The organism is Ignavibacteria bacterium, from assembly GCA_015709655.1.
Taxonomy (GTDB): Bacteria; Bacteroidota; Ignavibacteria; order Kapaibacteriales; family Kapaibacteriaceae; genus OLB6.
Genome location: CP054181.1, coordinates 353,655 through 369,482 on the forward strand (window position 1 = coordinate 353,655; position 15,828 = coordinate 369,482).

General features: G+C 50.1%; 12 protein-coding genes. 4 read left to right on the forward strand and 8 right to left on the reverse strand.

Features of this window, described 5'->3' with window-relative positions; translation table 11 throughout:
• Positions 1-350: 350 nt before the first annotated feature.
• From HRU79_01425 to HRU79_01450, 6 genes are all read right to left on the reverse strand, one after another.
• Complete coding sequence (locus HRU79_01425) at positions 351-1,190, reverse strand: hypothetical protein (protein ID QOJ25376.1); 840 nt, start codon at positions 1,188-1,190, stop codon at positions 351-353.
• A 348-nt stretch (positions 1,191-1,538) separates the two neighbouring features.
• Positions 1,539-2,360, reverse strand: a complete 822-nt coding sequence (gene rsmA / locus HRU79_01430) for a ribosomal RNA small subunit methyltransferase A (protein QOJ25377.1) — start codon at positions 2,358-2,360, stop codon at positions 1,539-1,541.
• A gap of 23 nt (positions 2,361-2,383) precedes the next feature.
• Positions 2,384-2,890 carry an HIT domain-containing protein gene (locus tag HRU79_01435; protein QOJ25378.1) on the reverse strand — a complete coding sequence of 169 codons (507 nt, stop codon included), beginning with the start codon at positions 2,888-2,890 and terminating at the stop codon, positions 2,384-2,386.
• A 3-nt stretch (positions 2,891-2,893) separates the two neighbouring features.
• Positions 2,894-3,703, reverse strand: a complete 810-nt coding sequence (locus tag HRU79_01440; protein QOJ25379.1) for a hypothetical protein — start codon at positions 3,701-3,703, stop codon at positions 2,894-2,896.
• 16 nt (positions 3,704-3,719) lie between these two features.
• On the reverse strand, positions 3,720-7,751 hold the full coding sequence (locus HRU79_01445) for a choice-of-anchor D domain-containing protein (protein QOJ25380.1): 4,032 nt from the start codon (positions 7,749-7,751) through the stop codon (positions 3,720-3,722).
• Between the two features lie 34 nt (positions 7,752-7,785).
• Positions 7,786-9,102 carry a hypothetical protein gene (locus HRU79_01450; protein ID QOJ25381.1) on the reverse strand — a complete coding sequence of 439 codons (1,317 nt, stop codon included), beginning with the start codon at positions 9,100-9,102 and terminating at the stop codon, positions 7,786-7,788.
• A gap of 53 nt (positions 9,103-9,155) precedes the next feature.
• Between HRU79_01450 and hflX the strand changes: the two genes are divergently transcribed.
• The 4 genes from hflX to HRU79_01470 are packed head-to-tail and all read left to right on the forward strand — an operon-like array spanning position 9,156 to position 12,986.
• A complete protein-coding gene (gene hflX / locus HRU79_01455; GenBank protein QOJ25382.1) occupies positions 9,156-10,472 on the forward strand; it encodes a GTPase HflX in 1,317 nt (438 codons plus the stop codon).
• Between the two features lie 7 nt (positions 10,473-10,479).
• Positions 10,480-10,644 (forward strand): hypothetical protein, encoded by a 165-nt coding sequence (locus HRU79_01460; protein ID QOJ25383.1) that lies wholly within the window; start codon positions 10,480-10,482, stop codon positions 10,642-10,644.
• A 12-nt stretch (positions 10,645-10,656) separates the two neighbouring features.
• Positions 10,657-12,315, forward strand: a complete 1,659-nt coding sequence (recN, locus tag HRU79_01465; protein QOJ25384.1) for a DNA repair protein RecN — start codon at positions 10,657-10,659, stop codon at positions 12,313-12,315.
• Positions 12,316-12,365: 50 nt separating this feature from the next.
• Positions 12,366-12,986 carry an HD domain-containing protein gene (locus tag HRU79_01470; GenBank protein ID QOJ25385.1) on the forward strand — a complete coding sequence of 207 codons (621 nt, stop codon included), beginning with the start codon at positions 12,366-12,368 and terminating at the stop codon, positions 12,984-12,986.
• 24 nt (positions 12,987-13,010) lie between these two features.
• On the opposite strand, the gene HRU79_01475 is transcribed toward HRU79_01470, so the two are convergent.
• Both HRU79_01475 and HRU79_01480 read right to left on the reverse strand, forming a co-directional pair.
• Positions 13,011-14,168 carry a hypothetical protein gene (locus HRU79_01475; protein QOJ25386.1) on the reverse strand — a complete coding sequence of 386 codons (1,158 nt, stop codon included), beginning with the start codon at positions 14,166-14,168 and terminating at the stop codon, positions 13,011-13,013.
• 1 nt (position 14,169) lies between these two features.
• The gene (locus HRU79_01480; protein QOJ25387.1) at positions 14,170-15,825 is read right to left on the reverse strand and encodes an SLBB domain-containing protein; all 1,656 of its coding nucleotides are present in this window, start codon (positions 15,823-15,825) and stop codon (positions 14,170-14,172) included.
• Between the last annotated feature and the right edge of the window lie 3 nt (positions 15,826-15,828).

The following is a 15,828-nucleotide window of genomic DNA, read 5'->3' on the forward strand; positions in this document are numbered from 1 at the left end:
TTTAATTACATCGAGTTGGACATCTTGCTTGATATTTTGGATAGCCGGCCAGTGTTTAAGAGTATTTGAAGCAAGCTTTCGTCGCATACTAAATGCCGCCCGAACAAATTCACGGAACCCGGGAATAAGAGAATTGGGAAGAGGATGAGGATGAAGCAACAATCGAACAGACGACCCGCATTGTAGGGATAGCAGTTCAACATCGCTACAGTGTGCGTTGTTACGCCAATAACACGATTTTCCACTGATGGTTGGTCACAGCAGGCTGCAGTACATAAAAAACACCCGTCGGTCCTGGTTTTACCCAAAACGTACGCTGACCGCCATGGTAACCACAAATGCTCCAACCGCTAAAGTACAAAACGCAGATCAATGCCTGCCTGGAGTGCATCAATGCGAATGTTGGCAGACGGACCTACCTCGGTAATGCCATAATTGTAGTAGATGCAGGGAACCAGCAGTAATCGGCCAATCGGCAGTTCATACTGTACTCCGGCTTTAACAGCTACTCGGATTGACGACTTATCCGGAATATCATCCCGACCGGTAATAATAGCCCGGCCATTATTGATGTACTCCACATCACCGGGATTAAACAGGGATGAATCAAATACGCTAGTAATCGGTTCTACCAGCTCCATACCCTCTTCCCTGTCTGCACTGAGAACCATGCCAACCGTGGGGCCAACAACAATCCCAAAATTGGAATTAAACAGGTTCAGCTTGTAAATCGCCTCCAAGTCAACAACGGTATATTTGATTTCAGCTACGTGGCGCACCGATGAATTTACATCCTGTCCGTCGGGAGAGAGTGACGGGAGATTGTCGCCCTTCTCTTCGTAATACGCCGGTAAGTAGTTGTAAACAACACGGGCAATAATCGATGACTTACTATCTTTCGGGGAGCCCAGGAGGTACTCGGCGCTAAGCCCAACGTAGTATCCGTTCCCTGAACCGTGCGTAAAGCCCGGACACAATACAGCTCCAGCAACTGACTTAATACCGGAGGCGTACATTGACCTGTTTCCCCCTGCTACCGGTCCAACATAAATACGCGATTGAGATTTAACAGGTATAAGCGGACTACTTTCCTTCACTGAATCTTGAACCTGTGCAGCCACCCGGAGTCCGGCGGTTGTAGTTATAAGGGCAATCAGAAATACCCGTATTGTGGTTACAAATAAAACCATGAAAATTTTTCCACGTATTATGAAAATGCAGATGCTTATTACTTTGTTTACAACCTGTGGTATACTCGATAGTATTCTAGTTGCTAATGTACACGAATAATCCGTACGTACACATTTTTCAAGTACTTGTTGAAAATTCCATTTAACTCGGTTGCCGTTGTATCACTCAATTCCCCCAACAAAATCCTTGATACCTTGATCAGCGTTTTTCCTTTCTGTATCCCACAATAAACTACATGGTAAAGGTATTTAGTTACAGTTTATAAAAAAGTTATTTTTCTCAAGTCTACGGTCCTTGTTACACAGCCTGGCAAGAATACCACTCTCCTGACAGCCGGAAGACCTGTTTTATGTGTTTAAAGATACCCCCACGAGCCGACAAAAAATCTTGATATACTCAACTGGAGAGATTGTTTCCGGACGCCTCTCAGAAAGCCTAAACTCTTTAATTACATCGCGTTGGAGATCTTGTTTGATATTTTGGATAGCCAGCCAGTGTTTAAGAGTATTTGAAGCAAGCTTTCGTCGCATACTAAATGCCGCCCGAACAAATTCTCGAAACCCGGGAATAAGAGAATCGGGAAGAGGATGAGGATGGAGCAGGAATCGAACAACGGCAGACTGAACGGATGGTGCTGGAAAAAAAGATCCGGGTTTAACGGTAAACAGCAGATTTGGCTTAGCCCCCTGCCTTACTGCCACACTCTGAATTCCATACTCCTTGCTTCCTTCTGGCGCTACAAGGCGGCGGGCCACTTCAAGCTGAACCATGATGACGGCACGGGTCAGGTGCTCCTGGTTATCAAGGATCCAGAAAACCAGTTCAGATGTGATGTTATACGGCAGATTTCCCACCAGGACAGCCTTTTCTCCTGACAGCAGGTCAGCCAGGTTTACCAAACGTACGTCTGCCTGTATGAACATACAACGTGGCGTAACCCAGGGTTGCCGGCTGCAATGCTCAATCGCACGTTCATCGGCATCAATCGCTATTATCCGTTTAGCGGGTGAGGCTGCCAGCCACTTTGTAAGGGCACCCGTTCCCGGACCAATTTCGATAACCGTGTCATCGGGCGTGATAGTAAGCTCCGACACAATGCGCTGAGCAACGCGCACATCTGTCAGAAAATTCTGGCTAAACCTGCGTCGTGGTGCAATTCCTTTTGCCATAAACGAACAACTGGGAGGGCCGCCTACGGCTCGATACGGCGGTTGCCGTTTTCCCAAGCCTCGTGCAGTATAGCCCAGGTTTGGGCTAGCGATTCGTTGATAACCCTGGTTTCTGACAGCACCGTCATAAAATTCGTATCAGCATGCCAACGGGGAACGATATGAAAATGCAGATGATCCGGTACTCCGGCGCCGGCATCCTTGCCCAGATTTGCTCCGATGTTCACAGCATGAGGATGCATTGAACTTTGAATTGCCTGCACACAGGACTGAAGCATGCTCATGAGGTCGGCTGCGGCTTCTGACTCCAGGTCTGCTATGTTGGCACAGTGCTGTCGCGGGGCAATCAAAAGGTGACCAGCATTGTAGGGATATCGGTTCAACATCGCTACAGTGTGCGTTGTTACACCAATAACAAGATTTTCCACTGATGGTTGGTCACAGCAGGCTGCAGTACACAAAAAACACCCGTCGGTCCTGGTTTTACCCAAAACGTACGCTGACCGCCATGGTGACCACAAATGCTCCAACTACTAGATAGCAAATCGCAGATCAATGCCTGCCTGGAGTGCATTAATGCGAAGGTTGGCCGACGGACTTACCTCGGTAATACCAAAATTGTAGTAGATGCAGGGAACCAGCAGTAATCGGCCAATTGGCAGTTCATACTGTGCTCCGGCCTTAACAGCTACGCGGATTGACGACTTATCCGGAATATCATCCCGACCGGTAATAATAGCCCGGCCATTATTGATGTACTCCACATCACCGGGATTAAACAGGGATGAATCAAATACGCTAGTAATCGGTTCTACCAACTCCATACGCTGTTCCCTGTCTGCACTGAGAACCATGCCAACCGTGGGACCAACAACAATCCCAAAATTGGAATTAAACAGGTTCAGCTTGTAAATCGCCTCCAAGTCAACAACGGTATAGTTGATTTCAGCTACGTGCCGCACCGATGAATTTACAACCTGTCCGTCGGGAGAGAGTGACGGGAGATTGTCGCCCTGCTCTTCGTAATACGCCGGTAAGTAGCTGTAAACAACACGGGCAATAATCGATGACTTACTATCTTTCGGGGAGCCCAGGAGGTACTCGGCGCTAAGCCCAAAGTAGTAACCGTTTCCTGAACCGTGCGTAAAGTCCGGACACAATACATCTCCAGCAACTGACTGAAAACCGGAGGCGTGCATAGACCTGTTTACCCCTGCTACCGGTCCTATATAAATACGCGGTTTAGATTTAGCAGGTATAAGCGGATTTGCCAGCTCGTTCTGCGCCCAGGCCGTTGTGGTAAGAGTTACCAGAACTAAAACAGTACCCCAAAAAATTCTCATGTGAACTTCCGTGATGTTATTTAACAATCAAGATTGGGAGCATCGTTTCCCCAACCTCGTGCTTCAAAACTAAGCCATACAAACCACTTGTCTGTCGGGCAACTGAAAATATACAATGATGTTTTCCTTTTTCCAACGCCAAATTGTAAACAAGTGGTGTTCGAACTCCATGTAAATCTACGAGATCCAGGCCAATTATCATTGTTTTTGATGCATCAATGTTCAGGCGGAGCTCATTTTGTACCGGATGTTCGTCCAGCTGAATAACTGCCTGCCCGAGCGCCCCGATGCGCACCATTCGTAGCGACCCGGCACAAACGTTTATTGTTGCGGCTATGCCTTGTTGTTTTGCATCGGCACAGTGATTGGCTTCGGCGGATACTGCAAACCCATACGGTGCGGGATTGCTCCAGAGCGTCTGCCCCTTAAGCTCAATTGTTACGGTATAGGGCGATAGCACGCTGTCAGGAACTTCCAGCCGGAGTGTACTGTTTGAGTCGATCACAGGCACAGTGACCTGCCTGATACCGCTTACATCTGTAATGTCTGCAGTTACGGTCGCCGTTGCGGTCTGCCACTTGTCTGCTTCGTATTTCACGGTAACAGTAAGGGGCTCTGCAAGACTTCTAACAACTGATGATTGGATTTTAATCGTAACGGGTGTGCTCTGACCGGGACTGACGTTCTTGGGTATGAACAGATCAACCGTAGGGGGCACCGCATAAATGGTTAACAACTGAGTGTCTGCCAGTACCCTCCCGCCGTCATACATGAGCGTATAAGCAAGCAAACCTGCATTGTCTGCTGAAACAACCAGCGGTATGGCAATGGTATCCTTGGCTCCGGGGAGAATTACGTACCCTGCGTATGAAGTATCCACAAGTACATCACCGTCAAGTGTAGCCCGGAACGATTGCACCTGTACAGGCTGGGTCCCGGTATTGGTCACACGCACGGCTACGGTATCATTGGTACAGGCTTCAATCGATTGGTTTGCATCAAGCTGTCCCTGCAATTCAACCACCTGCGGGTCAACTGCCACACCGTAAATTTTGATGTTCGGACTTGGCGTTCCTGGGGTTGCAAAACCATTACTCCGTACTTCGAAAATCTGTTCGTGATAACCGGTACGGGTTGGGCGGAACTCAACATAGATGGCCTGACGTTCACCCGGCTGATATGTTCCTGGATACGGAGGGAAATTGGGATAGATATCACTGGTACCTGAGCTAACGATATTAACTGATGTTACTATTAACGGTGCTGTTCCTGCGGCAACAAGCACTGTTACTGTAGTATCCTTGACGGTGTTTATGGTAATCGTTCCCAGGTCAACATTGTATGTGGTTATTTCCGGGCCGACGCCTTCACCCATAACAAGGATATAGGTGGCTTCATGACCGTTCCAGTTAACCTGCAATGGAATTGAGTCACGATACAGTCCGCCTCGTAGGGGCTGAAACCGGATGAGCAACGGTTGTGCGGCCGACGGGTTCAGGAAGGCCGGCAGTTGTAGTCCGGGGAAGCTAAAGCCAGTTGCGGCTGAATCCAGCACGGCATGGACCCGGCAGGTTGCGTCGCCCGTGTTCATAAGCATGACGGTCGTATCTGCCTGAGTGCCAACACCAACTTTCCCAAAATCAACAATAATGGGCGGAACACGTGGCCTTGTGCCCTTTCCAATAACGGTTATGGTTTGCTTTGGAAGGTCTTGTACAAGGGCTGTATCGGTACGCTGGGCCATACCTCCGCGCAAAGGCGTAAAGCAGGCACGTAGCCAAAGGGTGTCACCGGGCGCAATGGTTGCCGGAAATACACCGGCTGTGTCAATGGTAAAATCGCCTGCTGGCTGCCCGGGCAGATAGCCGGTTACAACTATGTCAACAGCTCCGGGGTTTACAATTGCCACCCTGGCACAGCTTGTATCTCCTATGCGCACAGAGCCAAAGTTGTGGCCTGAAGCCTGAACGTCAGCCAAGGGGTATCCTGTAACAGGGATCTCCTTTTTTAATGAACAGTCAAACTCAACAATCAAGCGGGCTGCTGCTGAATGACCGGCAACACTACCCTGGTAACACACTTCCACCCACAGGGTGTCGGGTCCGTGAACTGTGTCAGGCCATACGTAATTGGTACGGATTGCCAGCGCAGGGTCACCAGCAATAACAATGTTTTTTATAACTTGTTTTGTAGAGTCGGGATTGATAATCGGCACCCGAACACAGTCAATTGGTTTTTGTCTTGCCTCGACCAGAATACTGTCCGGCAGGATAAATGAGGGAGCTTCGTAGTCAAACAGCCATTCCTTACCGTTTCCCAAACTGTCGTACGCATGAACCACAAACCGACCGTCTTTCCACGGATCTTGAACCCAGGCGTCGATCGGTGTTGTTCCAGTGTCATCGGTTGGCGGACTCAGAGCCCAGGAATAGTTTACGCATCGGTCAGTCTGCACCTTAACTTCAGTAAGCTTTGGACCGAACTTTTTTCCCACGTCGGTCACCGATCCGCGAAGGGTACCGCATTCAACCTGTAAGGCATATTGGGGCGGTGTCAGCTCATCCTGTGGCTCCTTATCGTACAACGCACCCAAAATATTGGCGTACGAGTCGGCGTACGACATACCGTACATTATGGCACCAAAGCGTCCTTCATCCGACGACATGGTGTAGGTTCCCATCGGGAGTCTGATATTGGCCCAGTGAAATGATGTTCCCGGCACGGTCTGCCACTGTATCATCGGTTCGATTTCAGTAACCAGACGTGTGTCAATCCTCAGAGTAGCCAGTGCTTCAGGTTCGGCAACAATGTTTACGTAATAATGAAACTGCTGGTTTTCGATACCGGTTTGTGTAATGAGTTCCGGAAAACGGAACGTTGCTCTGCTCAGGTACTGTCCAACCGCCGGCAGCACAACCATGGCCGGATCGCCGTTTGCAGTTTCAGGCTGGGTAAGCAGTTCCTGTTTACTGGGCATAAACTGTACTGCCAGGAATGGCTTACTGCTGGCGTAGTATGTGGGTTCGTCCAGCGTAATGTCCACCCAGTCACCAGCCAGTGCCAGCTTCTGGCTAAACGTCCGCTTCGATGTTGTTACTGTTACGTCAACGTCATCGGTGCCCGCAATAAGCCGCACCAGATTGGTACCCCGCACGACTGAAAACGGCTGTGCTACGTATTCGCTATTCCAGACTTCTACGGGTGGCAGCATTTCAACAAGATGGTCCTTGCTGTTGGTTTCAACCGTAGGGATGCTTGCCCTAACGTGACCGGATAGCATAGCAACAGGCTTGTCTGCTTTCACCCTGCTGCCACTAAGGTCACCGGTTCCGAGCGGCGTTGGCTTCCCTTTCACCAGATAGCATTCTGACTTGTTTAGGGTAACGGTAAAGGGTTTTCTTGCCTGCCGACCCAGTTCGGTCATCTGAGCGGGCGTAATTTCAACAGTGGTATTGTCTTCGGTGGCAATGACCATGAATTCGCCGGTCCGGATGGCAGCCAGTGACGGGTCGATGTAGGCGTTTGAGTACCGGTCATTGGGCTGGCATACCGAATAGTAGTTCTTACCCAAGCTCTTAATTGGTATTGCCGTGTAGGTATCGGTAGATGCAGCCCGGGTATTTAAGGCGTACACCACGATTGGTACGTCGCTGGAAATGAAAATACCAAGCCGTTGTGGAGATTCACTCGCAACGTTCTCGTACATAAACGGAAGTGTAACCGAGCCCACACCAAAGGCTTTCACAAACAGAGTTTCCACGAAACCCGTCGGATACGTAATCGTTACCTTGGCATCGTATTGGGAGCTGACAAATATCTTCAGCAGGGGGGCTGTTGTGTTCAGGAGTACTTCGTTCTGTAAAAAACCAACAACGAACGACGTTCCCTCCAGAGTCCCCGCATTTTTACGTGGCAGTACACGCTCAACTTGTGCCGACGCCACAGCCACCTGCAGACAGCACCACAGTAGAACGAAACTTCCCCAATACCGCCAAATCACATGCAGTTCCTGTTTATTCAGTAATGGCAATAATAGCATGATAACCATAAGTATGCTATTTAGGTTACCGATCCCCGCAATTTTATTTTCTCTCTGCGGCAGTACCGTTCAGCAATGGTGGTGTACCTGTGATCCTGCGGTGCTTGAGCTCAAGAATGGGTCTGGGAAGGGGCTTGGGCACGGGAACATCGGTACGCCAGCGAAAATCATTCAAGCGGTAGGGTTCAGGTTTCTGCTGTATCACCGGTTCAGGATGGTGTTCACCTTCAACAGCGCCCAGCCAGAAAACATCACTGAGTTCGTTATCCCGGGTATAGGCCTTTATTGTGTCTGCCTGGAACAATGCTACTCCATCACCGTTTTCCTGTTCGCCTCCAAAGGTTATCGAGCGGGCATTGCCAACGGCAATAAGCTCACGGAGTTCAGCATCCGTAAAGAGCAACGTGATGTAGTCACTGGCAACCTGATTATACCGGTCTGGTCGTAGCGTGTCCGTCCTGCTAACAAGGAAAGCCTCACCGGAACCAACCACACGGTCAAGATGTTGCTGCAGTATATGCAGCGTAATGATGTGCGCATACAGTTGTGAGCTGTCTGCCCAGATTACAGGGTCATGTTCGATTGTGATTACAGAATCGGCTGCGGCATAAGTAATTGAATTCCCTCGTGCTGCCACCGATGCCCCCAGTATTGACGCTCGTCCGCGGGCCGTTATCCTGTTGTCAGCCATGGATCGGTTTAAGGTGTCAGCATCAATCTGCATGGTGTCAGAGCCCCCTTCCTTCCATGTCCATGCCGTTGAATTCCCTATCAGCCGTGAATATTGCGCCTGCAGGTTATTGTCCAGACTGTCGGCACAGGCAATAAAGCGTGATACGGTATCGATGAGGACAACGTGTCCGGATGCTGTGGTGCGGTTTGTACTCCTGTTTAACCAGGCAATGTCAGACCACACAACACCACTGTCATTCCACGCCACTACGCTATCACGAAACACACCAATGGTTGACTTCATTGCATAGTCACCGGAGCGTGACCGGATGGTACGGTTACCATCAAAAACGGCAATACCGCCCCATGCCGTGGCTATTGAAGTATTCCCGTCATATTTTGCTTCAGGAGCTTCGATACGCAAATCCTGCTGCCGGATAACGGCTCTGCCCCTAAGCATCACGCTATTCAAGGCCGGGTTATGAATGGCATGATCACACGAAACCGTCACATTTCCGTGTCGGAACCGTACATTTCCCCAAAACTCCCGAATACCGTAACCGGGGCCACCCGAGCCAACCAAGCTGTCGGCATACTCAAGGATGATTGGTTCGCGCTGGGCTAATGCCGGATGGCAAAGGCTGACGATAACAACAACAAAACAGCAGAAAAGCACACTATGATTCATTCGCAACACATCCAAAACTACGGTCGGTTTGGTAGGTTTGCTCACTCCAGGCTATGACTGCAATTCTTCACGATATTGGAAATGCTCCCCGCGAACGTGCCATCATTATTGCCGTGGTACGGAAAGGGGCTGATCCCGACGTGGTTTCGGAGCATCTTGACGAGCTTGAACTACTGCTCGACACGGCGGGTGCCGATGTTGCACTACGGATGTATCAGGAACGCGACAGGCCTGACGGTGCAACATGCATCGGAAAGGGTAAGCTGGAAGAACTGCGAGGTCTGATTGACGATGAAAACGTGCAGATGGTTGTGTTCGACGACGAGCTGTCACCCGTACAGGTACGGAATCTGGAGAAGGAGCTGAATGTTAAAATCCTCGACCGTACCGGGGTGATCTTGGACATCTTTGCTTCGCACGCCAGAAGCCTTGAAAGCAGAACACAGGTAGAGCTGGCCCAGCTCGAATACCTGATGCCACGCCTTACACGGATGTGGACGCACCTGTCCAAACAGTACGGTGGCGTTGGCACCAAGGGTCCGGGTGAAACCCAGATTGAAACCGACAGGCGCATGTTTCGGACCAGGATACAACGCCTGAAGGAAAAGCTGGCACAGATCAACGTCCAACGGTCCGTCCAGCGTAAGGGGCGTGAAAACATCACTCGGTGTGCACTGGTGGGTTATACCAATGCCGGGAAAAGCTCGCTGATGCGTGCGTTAACCAATGCTGATGTGCTGGTAGAAGACAGATTGTTTGCAACGCTCGACACCACGGTGCGGTCCCTTGACCTCCCGTCAGGTAAAAGAGTCCTGCTATCGGATACTGTTGGCTTTATCCGGAAGCTGCCCCCGCAGTTGGTAGCTTCGTTCAGGACCACCCTGGCAGAAGCGATTGAATCTGACATCATCATCCATGTGGTGGACGCTGCTGCGGGCCATTCTGCTGACCATATCATGGTAGTAAACGAAACGTTAAAAAATATTGGCATCACTCATCATCCCACGATTTTGGTATTCAATAAAATTGACTGCATAACTGATCCGTATGCGCTCATGGACCTGCAGGCTTCATACCCCGATGCCGTCTTTACGTCGGCACTAACGGGATTTAACCTGGATGCACTTACTGATGCGATTCAGCGCGTTGCAGACACACTCAGCGTTACCCGCACCGTCTGCATCCCATATTCCGATGCTGCCTATATTGCAAAGTTGTACCGCGATTCAGAGGTTTTATTGCGTACCGACGATGAGAACGGAACAACTCTCCAGGTAAAACTTACTCCGGAGATGCTTGCAACGTTTAATCAGCGATATTCGCAGTATCTGTGTGATCCCGTAATTTGTACTACTCAACCAACTCCCTGAGAATACTATGGCTGCTGTGTGGATTTCATTGTTAACGGTTTGTACGTTTGTGCTGACAATTTCTGCTATCGTTATTGGACAGGAAACCCATCCCATTGTTGGCTTTGTATTGTTCGCCGGTATCATTTATGGTGCAATCAAGCTGTTTCAGCGCAGAATAACCCGCATTTAAATATGTTGCGTTATGCTTCAGAGTCTTTCCGTACGCAACTTTGCTCTTATTGACCATATCGAGTTGGAGTTTTCGGCCGGCTTTACGGCCTTTATCGGTGAAACAGGTGCGGGAAAAAGCATCATTATTGACGCACTGCTCTGCGCACTGGGTGAACGGACATCGCCCGATACTGTGCGAGTAGGACAGAAGAAAGCTGTTGTTGAAGCAGTGTTTCGGGTTGGCACATTTCCGGTTGTTGAAGAATTTCTGCGCAACAACGAACTCGATTCACAGGGAGAATCGGTTATTACACGCCGTGAAATTACCGCAACCTCATCACGGTGTTTTATCAATGATACTCCTGTGCAGGCCGCGGTCATGCGAGCATTTGGCAACATCGTGATGGAGTTTCATGGTCAGCACGATACCCAGGGTTTGCTCAGCCCTCAGCACCATACCAGCATCCTGGATGAGTTTGCACTGCACGAAGCATTGTTAGAGTCAATGTATGTGGCTTGGGAAGCAGCGCAATCCGCAAAGCGTAGTGTTGCCGGGCTGGAGCAGCTCAAGCAGGATGCCGACAGAGTTCGTTTGAGCTGTACCGAAATTATCGAGCACATTGGTGCTATAGCTCCCGTACCAGGAGAAACCGAAGAACTTGAAGCAGTTTTAAACAAACTCGAACACAGAGAACACATCGTCAGCCTTGCTGCCGGTGCAAAAGAAGCCCTTGACGGGGATGCCGGCTCGGCTGCATCATCGCTGCACACCGCTATCGAACATCTTACGCGGCTGAGTGACTTCGATACTCGCATTGCCGAAATGATGCCCGAATTGCAATCGGCTCTCACCAGCTGCAGGGAAACAGCTGGTTTACTTTCCGACATTGTGGAGGGTCTTGAACTTAACCCTGCTCTTATCGAACAGCAGCGAAACCGCTTGGCAGTACTGCAACGTCTGGTCCGGCGGTACGGCTCTGTACCGGAGGCACTTGCATTGCTGCAGGAAGCCGAATCAAAGCTTGAGGTGCTTGCAGACGTAGATCAGCAGCTTGCCGATGCAAATGTTCTCTATCGTGAGAAGTTGGCCGAAGCAGCCCGGGCTGCAAAAAAACTGAGTACATCGCGGCAGAAAGCAGCAAGGAAACTATCGGCCATCCTCACCACAATGGTACAACAAATGGGAATGACCTCTGCCACTGCTACCGTATCCCTCACGGAGTCGGCACTTGGCCGAAGTGGAAGCGACACAGTTGAATTCCTGCTGGCACCTACGGCTACAGAGCAGCCCAAACCCATACGCCGCACCGCATCAGGCGGTGAACTGTCGCGATACATGCTGGCGTTAAAATCGGCGCTCGCCGGCAGTCAGGCCGTTGGCACCATCGTGTTTGACGAGATTGATACCGGTATCAGCGGCAAGGTTGCACGCCACGTAGGTCACCTTATACGACAACTGTCCGCAACAACCCAAATGATCTGTATCACTCACCTGCCTCAGATCGCATCGCTTGCACATAACCTGATTCGGGTATCAAAACACGAAGGTACTGTGGAGACAACTGTAACTGCAGAATCAATTCACGGCAGCGACGCCGAGGTTGAAGTAGCCCGCTTACTGAGCGGTACCACTGTTACCGAAACAGCATTGCAGAGCGCACGCGAGTTGATTGCTGCAACCGATCAATAGTGCAAATAAGTCAAGAAACGGTTATTTTGCCGTACGTCAAGTGCAACACTATGCTAAGGCCGGAACATCAATCATATAATCAAAAGGGGCTAAGCATTCACGAGCTCGCTGCCCGTTTAACTGAACGCGGCAGACTGCTTGCTACCAACAGGGTCCTGGACGCATACGAAATGGCGCGTAGCGTTCATGAACACCAAACCCGTAATGACGGGACGGCATACTTTAATCACTGTGCCCGTACGGCCCTGATTTTAATGGACGAGCTGGGATTGTTTGACGAAGACATGCTGATCTCGGCCTTCCTGCATGATGTTCTGGAAGATAGTGACACCATCACCCGTGGAGTCCTTGAATACAATTTCGGCGGATATGTTGCATACGTTGTTGAAACCCTGACTAAGGACCTTAATCGCGCGACTCTTGACCCCGACAAGGTTGACCTGGAATTTGTAGAAAGACTGCGTACGGCCAGCGATGACTGCCTGACCATCAAACTTGCCGCACGACTTGACAATATCCGATGCCTGAGCTTTAACCTGAAACGCAATCCGCTGGTGTACCTGCGAAACACGCTGGAACGCTACGTTCCACTGTCCGAACAGTCATCGAATTTACATGTAAAAAAACTTGCCGACGCGATCCGTCAGGAAGCAAACAAGTTTCTGGGGTAGGCAGGAATTAATAATGGATCGGTGCTATTGGTCTCGCTGCACCGTAAGACTGTTTTTCACGGGAACGGCAATCACAAAGCCAAGGGTAACAAGAAGCATTGTTACAATTACGGCCAGGAGCCTTGGCGGCGACGATCGCTTCTTGGGCGGTACGGCAACATCCAGGACTACCAAACTCGGGATATCACGCGCCTCCTGAATAACCTGCTCCATACGCTGCGTTTCAAGGTACACATTAATCTGTTCCTTTATCTTCAGGTCACGTAGCAGATTGGTATAGGTTCGTGTTAAGGCAGGAACCTTGTTGAACGGAATCGAAAACTCATCTCCCTGCACCAAGCCTCCCTTCTGAACTTTGTCATATTGGCTCTTCAGTGTCGAGATTTTCTTTTCCAGATATTCAATTTGCGGAGAATTTCGCGCAAAGTCCTGCTTTGCCAACGACAATTCGAGTTCAGCCGTTGCCAACTCAGTTCCGATTGTAACAGCGTTATTAACCAATGCTACCATCTGCTCGTCAAGAGCTATTACCTTGTTTTCAGTTTGAAATTCCTGTTTCTTCCCTTGCAGGGAGTCAATCTCCAGCTTCGTCCGGGCAAGAACACGCTCGATGTACGCACGGGTTGTCCGTGCCTTCGTCGTGGCCCGATCCCGGTTCAGTTTGTCAAGCACCTGGCGCGCTGCATTTGCAATCCGTGCCGATGCTTCACGGGCCTGCTCGGCGGTACCATTTAAAAGCGGAAGCCAGGCCGAAGCCACTTCCACCGTAATAACAACACTGCCCGTTTTTCTGGTTTCAACATCCATGTGGTCCTGGATGTTCTCCACAATCTCGTCACGGGTAAGTCCGGCGAACAGTTCACTGTCCGTGAGCTTTAAACTGTCCACCACCTTTTCTACCAGCGATCGTGACTGTAGAAGCTCCGCATAAACCAGCGACTGCTTTGAGCTGCCACTCATCGAACCAAGACTTAACGGGCTGGACTGCAGCAAGGCAGACAAGCCGGTGGTGGTTTCCTTTTCGTCCGACGGCATAATCGAGGTGTACGATCTGTAACGGTACGGAACAAAAAGCGTAACCAGTAATACAACGCCAACAGCAACGGCGCAAACACGCCAGTATAAACAGAATGATGCTCTATACGCTGAAGCCAATGAGTTGTCAGGTTTGATTGATGCCATCTTACTGCAGCCTTACAATGGTAAGTACAACACCAACAATCGTTACTAACTGAGCAGCTATCGTCAATGCCTGGGTAAAGACGTCAATAAACTTAATTTCCGGTTCATCCAGTACCAGAATATTATCACCGGGTTCAAGCGTGTAGTTTTCCGAGTCTGCCGGAAACTGATCACCTTTTACCTTGATAACCAGCGTTGCGTCCATATCTGCTCTGAAACCATAGCCCCCTGCCAGATTAATATAGTCCAGATACTTTAGACCTGGCTGATACATAATCCGGCCTGGACGGCGAACAGACCCCGAAACATTGATATAAACATTTCGGATGGGAACCAGAATACTGTCATGATTTCGCATCACAGGGTCATTATCATGGTTCCCGCGAAGGAAAAGATCGGGGAAGCTAACAGACATCACACCTTTCACTTCCCGGCTCTTGGTACGATAGTACTGAAGTTCACCCTTGCTCATTTCCGATGGCGGGAGTGGTTTAAGACGCTCATATTCCTTATCCTCTATCTTCATTTCGCTCACGCGGATAACCACGGCGTCTTCAAGTGAGGCTTGTTCTGTAAAGCCCCCTGCCATCCGGATCACGTCAGTCAGCCGCGTTACGTTGGGAATAATGGCAAATCGACCGGGATACACCACTTCACCGTCAACCACAACCTCTGCCCGTTCGTTCCACTTCGGGATTGCCCGTACGTACACCCTGTCACCGGTATGGAGTGCGATATCGCCGGGAAGAGAGGTGTCACTGAACTGCAGGTCGCGCCACTGTGTAAGATCAAGATAAATTTCGTCGTAGTCCTGGCCTTGCGGACGCATCCGTACCACCACAACTGAGTCCAGGCGTGCCGATGCCAGAAGCCCGCCGGCCATTCGTATCAGTGTTGACAGAGAGTCACCGGGCATATACAGATACTCGCCCTGCGCCACCACTTCGCCTGAAATACTGATCACGTCCTTTGTATTACGCAGCGGTACAACAATTCTGTCCCCTCCCTGCACGGTGGGGTTGGCTTCACTGTACCCATAGGCAAGGAACCGCTGCAAGTCTACGTACTCCGGCTCACTGGTTCCCTCTCGAATGAGCATAATGCCTCGGATTGCACCGGTATCAAGAATACCTCCGGCACGTTCAATAACATCAAAAACATGGTCGGCCGGCGTAGCAACAACAACCGATGGCATGGCAACAGCACCAAGGACGTACACCTTAAACTGCCTGAGACGTTGCAGCGACACATCAACGGAGGCTCCGGCGTAAATTTTACCGGCTGCCTCACGAACCGCCTTCTTGGCACTGTCAAGCGTTACATCTTTAACATTGATAACGGCAACACCCGGTATCACCAGGTTACCTTCTGAGCTGACTGCAATGGAGTAATGGAGTGGTGAAATCGTCCCGATTGAGATGCTTACCACATCACCGGCACCAATCCGGTACTCCTTGGGATTAACTTCTCGCGTTAGAAGTCCAACCGACGATTCAGCCAGCTTTATACCTTTTTCGGTATTGGTGGTGTCGTATTCATACGGACCCTTGGGAATAAATCTCGGCTTGGTAAAGGTAGAGCCCCTTTGTGCACTGGCGAACGAGACAACACCAATAAACAAGATTACGATAAGAGCTGAAATACGATTCTGCTTCATGAA

Coding starts and splice junctions, on each gene's coding strand:
- hflX (QOJ25382.1), top strand. CDS start 9,156: ATGACTGCAATTCTTCACGATATTGGAAATGCTCCCCGCGAACGTGCC.
- HRU79_01475 (QOJ25386.1), bottom strand. CDS start 14,168: ATGGCATCAATCAAACCTGACAACTCATTGGCTTCAGCGTATAGAGCA.
- HRU79_01460 (QOJ25383.1), top strand. CDS start 10,480: ATGGCTGCTGTGTGGATTTCATTGTTAACGGTTTGTACGTTTGTGCTG.
- HRU79_01445 (QOJ25380.1), bottom strand. CDS start 7,751: ATGGTTATCATGCTATTATTGCCATTACTGAATAAACAGGAACTGCAT.
- HRU79_01425 (QOJ25376.1), bottom strand. CDS start 1,190: ATGGTTTTATTTGTAACCACAATACGGGTATTTCTGATTGCCCTTATA.
- recN (QOJ25384.1), top strand. CDS start 10,657: ATGCTTCAGAGTCTTTCCGTACGCAACTTTGCTCTTATTGACCATATC.
- HRU79_01470 (QOJ25385.1), top strand. CDS start 12,366: ATGCTAAGGCCGGAACATCAATCATATAATCAAAAGGGGCTAAGCATT.
- rsmA (QOJ25377.1), bottom strand. CDS start 2,360: ATGGCAAAAGGAATTGCACCACGACGCAGGTTTAGCCAGAATTTTCTG.
- HRU79_01440 (QOJ25379.1), bottom strand. CDS start 3,703: ATGAGAATTTTTTGGGGTACTGTTTTAGTTCTGGTAACTCTTACCACA.
- HRU79_01450 (QOJ25381.1), bottom strand. CDS start 9,102: ATGAATCATAGTGTGCTTTTCTGCTGTTTTGTTGTTGTTATCGTCAGC.
- HRU79_01480 (QOJ25387.1), bottom strand. CDS start 15,825: ATGAAGCAGAATCGTATTTCAGCTCTTATCGTAATCTTGTTTATTGGT.